This is a genomic window from Virgibacillus alimentarius (assembly GCF_017874635.1).
In the GTDB taxonomy this organism is placed as follows: domain Bacteria; phylum Bacillota; class Bacilli; order Bacillales; family Amphibacillaceae; genus Virgibacillus_B; species Virgibacillus_B alimentarius.
Map to the genome: position 1 here is coordinate 210,550 of NZ_JAGIKX010000002.1, position 6,491 is coordinate 217,040.

Annotated in this window: 7 protein-coding genes; 4 read left to right on the top strand and 3 right to left on the bottom strand. The window is 33.6% G+C overall.

From position 1 onward, the window contains the following. Nucleotides 1-12 precede the first annotated feature (12 nt). The 4 genes from J2Z81_RS03200 (at nt 13) to J2Z81_RS16050 (ending at nt 3,716) form a co-directional block, all read left to right on the top strand. Entirely contained in the window at nt 13-1,236 is a 1,224-nt protein-coding gene (locus tag J2Z81_RS03200; RefSeq protein ID WP_029268518.1) for an ABC transporter permease, read from the top strand. Continuing rightward, nucleotides 1,233-2,366 carry an ABC transporter permease gene (locus tag J2Z81_RS03205; RefSeq protein ID WP_226370687.1) on the top strand — a complete coding sequence of 378 codons (1,134 nt, stop codon included), beginning with the start codon at nt 1,233-1,235 and terminating at the stop codon, nt 2,364-2,366. Before J2Z81_RS03200 ends, J2Z81_RS03205 begins: the two co-directional genes overlap by 4 nt. Next, complete coding sequence (locus J2Z81_RS03210) at nt 2,359-3,030, top strand: ABC transporter ATP-binding protein (RefSeq protein WP_226370688.1); 672 nt, start codon at nt 2,359-2,361, stop codon at nt 3,028-3,030. Before J2Z81_RS03205 ends, J2Z81_RS03210 begins: the two co-directional genes overlap by 8 nt. Nucleotides 3,031-3,095: 65 nt before the next feature. Next, nucleotides 3,096-3,716 carry a lytic transglycosylase domain-containing protein gene (locus J2Z81_RS16050; RefSeq protein ID WP_226370689.1) on the top strand — a complete coding sequence of 207 codons (621 nt, stop codon included), beginning with the start codon at nt 3,096-3,098 and terminating at the stop codon, nt 3,714-3,716. A gap of 57 nt (nt 3,717-3,773) precedes the next feature. Here J2Z81_RS16050 and J2Z81_RS03220 read toward each other — a convergent pair whose 3' ends face one another. From J2Z81_RS03220 to J2Z81_RS03230, 3 genes are all read right to left on the bottom strand, one after another. Continuing rightward, a complete protein-coding gene (locus J2Z81_RS03220; protein WP_226370690.1) occupies nt 3,774-4,859 on the bottom strand; it encodes a M42 family metallopeptidase in 1,086 nt (361 codons plus the stop codon). Nucleotides 4,860-4,944: 85 nt separating this feature from the next. Continuing rightward, complete coding sequence (locus tag J2Z81_RS03225; RefSeq protein ID WP_029268507.1) at nt 4,945-5,430, bottom strand: dUTP diphosphatase; 486 nt, start codon at nt 5,428-5,430, stop codon at nt 4,945-4,947. A gap of 204 nt (nt 5,431-5,634) precedes the next feature. Continuing rightward, nucleotides 5,635-6,210 (bottom strand): TVP38/TMEM64 family protein, encoded by a 576-nt coding sequence (locus J2Z81_RS03230; protein WP_029268505.1) that lies wholly within the window; start codon nt 6,208-6,210, stop codon nt 5,635-5,637. Nucleotides 6,211-6,491: the final 281 nt, after the last annotated feature.

The following is a 6,491-nucleotide window of genomic DNA, read 5'->3' on the forward strand; positions in this document are numbered from 1 at the left end:
GGATGTGATTGTATGAACTTTTTAAGACAGATGTTCCTTTTTACTAAAAACAACTTTATACAATTACGGAGGAAGTGGATCTCACTTCCTCTTCTTTTGCTTCTGCCAATCATTACTATTGGATTAATTGTTACAATCATTGTGGCTTTTTTCTCACCCCCAGACAGTAAACCGATTAAAGTTGGAATAGTCGATTTGGATAAATCTGAAGAAACTCAATTAGTTGTTGAAATGATTGACGAAACATCACAATTAGGAGATTATATTAAACTAGCCAATATGTCCGAAAATGAAGCAATCAATGGTATAAACAAAAATAGGATCAGCAGTTATATAGAACTACCAAAAAACTTTACCAAAAACTTGTATAATGGAACCCCTGTTACAATACCTATCAAAGGGAATCCAAACCAAGTGACAGAGAGTCACTTAATAAAAGAACTAATTGACAGCGTAGCAAGACATATTCGTACCTCACAAGCTAATATCTTAACCATTAATCATTTTGCAAAGGCATTGGCTATTGATGATGAAACACGACATGACATGTTGTTTGAGCAATTTAAGAACTTTTTATTTTATACAATAGGAAAGGATAAACTCATAGACCAAAAAGAATTAAAAAACCAGGCTACATCATCCCCAACAGACTATTTTAGTATTGCCAGCTGGTTTATAACCATATCCATTTGGATTTTTATCATTTATACATTTCTACATAGAGAAGAAACACAGCGTATAAAAACGCGGATGAAACTTTATGGGGTTATAGAACTGCATCAAATTTTTGCTAGAATGCTCGTTACATTACTCGTTACTGCTTTATTTGCAATTATTTCGTTTGCTATATTAAACTACTCTTTATCTTTTCAAGTGTGGGGAGCGAACTACCTGCGAATTAGCATTATTATGGGACTTTATAGCATACTTTTACTCATTACATTTGCGGTGATAGAAACATTGATAGCTGCAATGAAACTTCGACTGTTTTTACAATTAACCATACTAGGTATTATATTAATGCTAAGCGGGTCTTTTATACCGAGTCTTTACTATCCATTACAAATTCAATCATTTATGCCTTATATTTTTTCTAGTGTGACTTTTCATTGGCTTCAGGAAATTGTCTTAAACGGACGTTATTATGCTGATTATCTTCCATTGCTATTAATGAACGGGGCAGGTTTGTTAATCCTTATGGGACTTTCATTAGGAAAGGAGCGTGTCCAGCAATGAGAGACATCCTTAAGACGCGCTTGATTCATATTAAAAAACAGTGGCTCAGCCTGTTATTTTGGTTATTGTTCCCTATTCTTACTACACTTGCTATTATAAACTTAATGAATATCATTCAATCGGATACAAAAGTTCCCGTTGGAATTATATTGGAAGAAAAAACAAACTCGTCAATGGAACTTTATCAGCACATAAAAGAAACACCTTTTATCCGGGTTTATGAAACTACCGAAGACGATGCGCTTCACCGGCTAAAGAAGCATGAGCTGGATAGCGTTTTTATCATACACGAGGGATACGAAGAGAAAATACGTCAAGGAAAGCGTAATCAATTAATTACAAGCTATCAATCTGATTTATCCTTTGCCTTTTCACCAATCAAAGAAATGATAATATCCTATGCTCAACAAGAAACCAGCAGATCAAAAGCTGCTCACATTATCCAACATCTAAGTGAACAATACCCACAAAAAGAACAATGGTCTTGGAAGGAAATTATAAATAAAAGCAAATCCATTCAAAAAGAAGAAAACCTACTTTATACCAAATTTACCTTTTCCAATACGGATAAACAAGGACCAAAAAGGGAATTATTCACTTTGGATACCTGGGGTATTTGGGCATTATTAAGTATTTTAACTACTTTATTTATATTTGATTGGTTGATAAAAGAGCAGAATGCAAATATTTTACCACGTTTTGTGTTTATACGCTTTACATGGAAAAAATACTTATTGTATAACTTTTTACTGTACACGATCCTTTTTCTAATGTTTGATATGGTGGCGATCGGTATATTTCATACCTTTTTAAAAGAACCGGTAAATTTATCTTTCATTGGTGCAATCCTCTCCTTTCGGTTAATGTTAAATACAGGAGCATTTCTATTAGCCTTATGTTTTAAGAACATATTCTTATTTTACAGTGTTTCATTTATCATTACTTTATTTTTATCAATTGCAAGTGGAGCTATTCTCCCAATTGAAAGCATTACAAGAAATTATAATGGGGTAGAATATTTTAACCCGCTTCATGCCTTTCTATCAGGACAAATAAGTTATTTATGGTCTGTTATATTGATTGCTTTATTAGGTTTATGGTGTGGGCGAAAGGAGAAATACAATGCTTAATGCACACGGATTAACAAAATCTTACGGAAAAAAGTTGATACTTAATGATATTTCTTTTTCTATAGCTAAAGGAGAAATTATAGGACTTGTTGGAGAAAATGGTGCAGGAAAGTCTACTTTACTCAGTATACTGGCAACAACTCTAAAACCTTCTAAAGGTACGGTAGCTTTAAATGGTGAACCTTATCAAAAAAATAAAACAAATATTCGTAAACAAATTGGCTTTGTACCTCAAGAGATTGCTGTTTGGGAAGAGTTTACAGTTGAGGAAAATATGATCTTTTTTGAAAAATTATCGTGGAAAAGAAAGAATAAAGAACAATTAAGACAACTGTGCTTGGATATGAAACTTGAAAAGTGGAAAGAGCCAGTAAAAACACTTTCAGGTGGAATGAAGCGTAAATTAAATTTAGCAATCAGTCTGATCCATAATCCACTTGTATTATTATTAGATGAGCCAACTGTAGGAATTGATCTTAAGTCACGAAAAGAAATTGGTAATTATCTGCTAGAACATGCAATAAATAAGGAAAAAATAATTGTCTACACTACACATGATATGGATGAAATTAATCATCTCTGTGATCGTGTATTTTGTATTGGAGAAGATCCCTTTTACAAAAATATTTTAAGTAAATCAGATGAAAATGTAATATCCTTATAAATCGAACATTGTTTTATGGGTCTTTTGTAGTAAAATAAAAATATATTATAGGAGGGAATAACTAAATGGAAACAAACGATTTACAGCGACTGATTCAACATCAAGTAATGTCCGTACATAGAATGAATAATAACGGGATATCTCATGATTCATCGATGCCAAATGCATTTAGGCAATTGCTACAAGCAAAGATAAATGAAGCAACTGCCCTAAATAAAACGAACAAAAAAGCGAGCAATGATCATTATCCTATTAATTATAATGCTTCTTCTCTCCAATCCAGGTCCAAGGTCACTCATGATCCTGTGTCTGCAACGATTGATCAATACATACAGGAAGCGGCAAAAAAATTTAATGTCGATGAAAGTCTCATTCATTCTGTCATTATGGCAGAATCGAATTATAATGTACAAGCACAAAGTTCTGCAGGTGCACAGGGTCTGATGCAATTGATGCCTGGAACAGCACTGGGGTTAGGTGTATCTGATCCGTTTGATCCTAAGCAAAATATCGAAGCTGGAACAAAATATTTAAGTCAAATGCTAAAAAGATATAACGGAAACAAAGAACTTGCTCTCGCTGCTTATAATGCAGGACCAGGTAATGTTGATAAACATCAGGGGGTTCCCCCATTCCGTGAGACAAAGAATTATGTAAATAAAATAATGAAGAATGATTTAGCATAGAAAAGATCAGCAACAGAATAATTGCTGATCTTCTCCTATCACAATATATGAATAAACCTACGCAAATTTAATTTCCTTTACTGTATCAGTATCTAATTTTTTTATTGTTTCAACGATTAATTTTACAGCATTTTCAAAGTCGTCTCGGTGTAATATTGCTGCATGCGAATGAATGTATCTCGTTGCTATAGTGATCGACAATGCAGGAACTCCGTTAGCAGTTAGGTGAATGGAACCCGAATCTGTTCCCCCACCTGCCATTGTTGCGTATTGGAAAGGTATATTATGTTCCTCTGCAGTATCTATGATCAATTCACGTACACCTTTATGCGATATCATGGATGCATCATATAAAATAATTTGAGGTCCTTCACCTAATTTACTGTCAGCATCTTTATCACTTATTCCTGGTGTATCACCAGCTATTCCAACATCAACTGCAAAACCAATATCTGGGGCAATCATATTTGTCGCGGTTTTCGCCCCGCGCAAACCAACTTCTTCTTGGATTGTTCCTACACCGTATACGATATTTGGATGATCCTCTTTTTTTAACAACGTTAACACTTTAATAGCTATTGCACAGCCTATTCTATTATCCCAAGCTTTTGCTAGTAACATCTTTTCATTTTTTAAAGGAGTAAATTCAAAATACGGTACGATAGAATCACCTGGACGCACACCAAATTCGCTCGCTTCTTCTTTACTGGATGCACCGATATCAATGAACATGTCTTTAATTTCTACAGGTTTTTTTCGCGCTTCAGCAGATAAAATGTGCGGTGGTTTAGAGCCGATCACACCTGTGATATCCCCTTTGGCCGTTAAAATAGTTACACGTTGTGCCAGCATAACCTGGCTCCACCATCCGCCAACAGTCTGGAAGTAAATAAAACCTTGATCATCAATACGAGTGACCATAAAGCCAACCTCATCTAAATGTCCTGCAACCATAATTTTAGGCCCATTTTGATTTCCTATTTTTTCTGCGATTAAGCTTCCTAAGTTATCCGTATACACTTTATCAGCATAAGGCTTTATGTAATTTTCCATTACTTCTCTTGCTTCTTTTTCATTACCGGGAATTCCTCTTGCATCTGTTAAATCCTTTAACATCGTAAGTGTTTCATCTGTTTTTGCCATATGTAAATTTATCCTCCTTTTAATACTTTCTACCCTTTCATTATATCTGTTTTCTTAGAAAGAATACAATTTTTAAAAAGTATCATTAGTACCCTTGATTTTGTCTTTCATAATTTACTTCATTTTTTTTGAAATAAGCTTCTTGTATATCTGTTTCATTATAACCAAGCAAATTTCCGAGCAATAGATATTGGTTAAATAAATGCTCATAATTATTTTTGGTTGGCTCTTTTTTAAATTGTACACATGCGTCAAATATATGCATAAACTGCTCTGATTCAGATAAAGTATCTCTTACCTCTGGAATCATTGTGTATCGGTATCCTTTTTCAATCCCTAGCGATAAAAGAAAATGTATATTATCTACGTATTCTTCTAAAATCACAGAATCATCATTTCTTGGCTTTTTACTCCAAAATTTAAAACACCGTGTTTCATTCGCTAATTCACCGAGCTCTACTAACAGAGCTAAGCATTTTTCCCGAAAAACATCCGTATTTTTTATATTGTTTTTTTCTTCAATATATTCATCAAGTTTCTCTTGCATTGTAAACAACGTATTCCAATCCACGAATGCTAACCTCTTTCCCCTTTTTTTCGATTGTAACATATTGCATTATTAAAAAGGCTATTTTCGCATATTTTTTTGCTAATGTAGGAATCTCCATAGATTTCAATCGCTGCCTTTGATTCACCTTTTCAAAGATAATCCTTTATTAATAACAACCTCTTGGATACTAATCAAAAAAAATACCATTCACACGTATGAATGGTATCAATAAGTACTTACTTGGAAAAAATCTTCCCATTTAATATTGATTTCTTTTCTTCTTAGTATATAAATCAATGACAGTAACACCGCTAAAAAGATAAAAACATGAAGTGGGGATAAATTTGAAATCCATTTCCCAATCGAAGTATACACAAAAGCTAAAGGAATATTAGATAATAAAGATGATTTCATATAATCCTTAAAACTCCTCGAAATTTCAATTAAACATATAGATAAAAGATGAAAATGAATAAAAGGGATAAGTCGAAGGAGTGCGATCTGCGACATTGTAAATTTGGATTGTTCTCCTATTAATTTTGTCTTTAAACTGAGAAGTTTATCTAATGTCTTTGGCATCCATCGGATTACACCATAAAAAATAATACTCGATAAAGTAATTCCTATAATCGAATAAATAGTTCCTGCCACAGTTCCAAATAACACGCCCCCAGAGATACATATAAATACAACTGGTATAAAAAATAGGGGCCGAAGTAAATGGAAACTTATGAATAATATTGGTGCAAATAATCCTCCTAATTCAATATAAGCCATCAGATAGTTACCAATCAGTTCCATGTCCTCCCCTCCTTCTGTAGGCAAATACCTATTTATTATAGGTATATGACAAGAGACGAGCCTTTCATGACATAAAGTACAAAATAAAACGCGGATACACTTTAATCAACAAAAGTAATTTCGATAAATCGAATACTATACTCTCTATTTTAAGACAATCATGCGTTCGTTTTCCTCACATAAATAAATCGAGTAGGTGACTAACCATTACTTGGTTAGTCGACCTCTCACACCACCGTACGTACGGTTCCGTATACGGCGGTTCAATCTCTTGAGTATCC

Excerpts from the sequence above, each read along its gene's own strand:
- J2Z81_RS16050 (WP_226370689.1), top strand. The coding sequence starts at position 3,096 with ATGGAAACAAACGATTTACAGCGACTGATTCAACATCAAGTAATGTCC.
- J2Z81_RS03210 (WP_226370688.1), top strand. The coding sequence starts at position 2,359 with ATGCTTAATGCACACGGATTAACAAAATCTTACGGAAAAAAGTTGATA.
- J2Z81_RS03230 (WP_029268505.1), bottom strand. The coding sequence starts at position 6,210 with ATGGAACTGATTGGTAACTATCTGATGGCTTATATTGAATTAGGAGGA.
- J2Z81_RS03205 (WP_226370687.1), top strand. The coding sequence starts at position 1,233 with ATGAGAGACATCCTTAAGACGCGCTTGATTCATATTAAAAAACAGTGG.
- J2Z81_RS03220 (WP_226370690.1), bottom strand. The coding sequence starts at position 4,859 with ATGGCAAAAACAGATGAAACACTTACGATGTTAAAGGATTTAACAGAT.
- J2Z81_RS03200 (WP_029268518.1), top strand. The coding sequence starts at position 13 with ATGAACTTTTTAAGACAGATGTTCCTTTTTACTAAAAACAACTTTATA.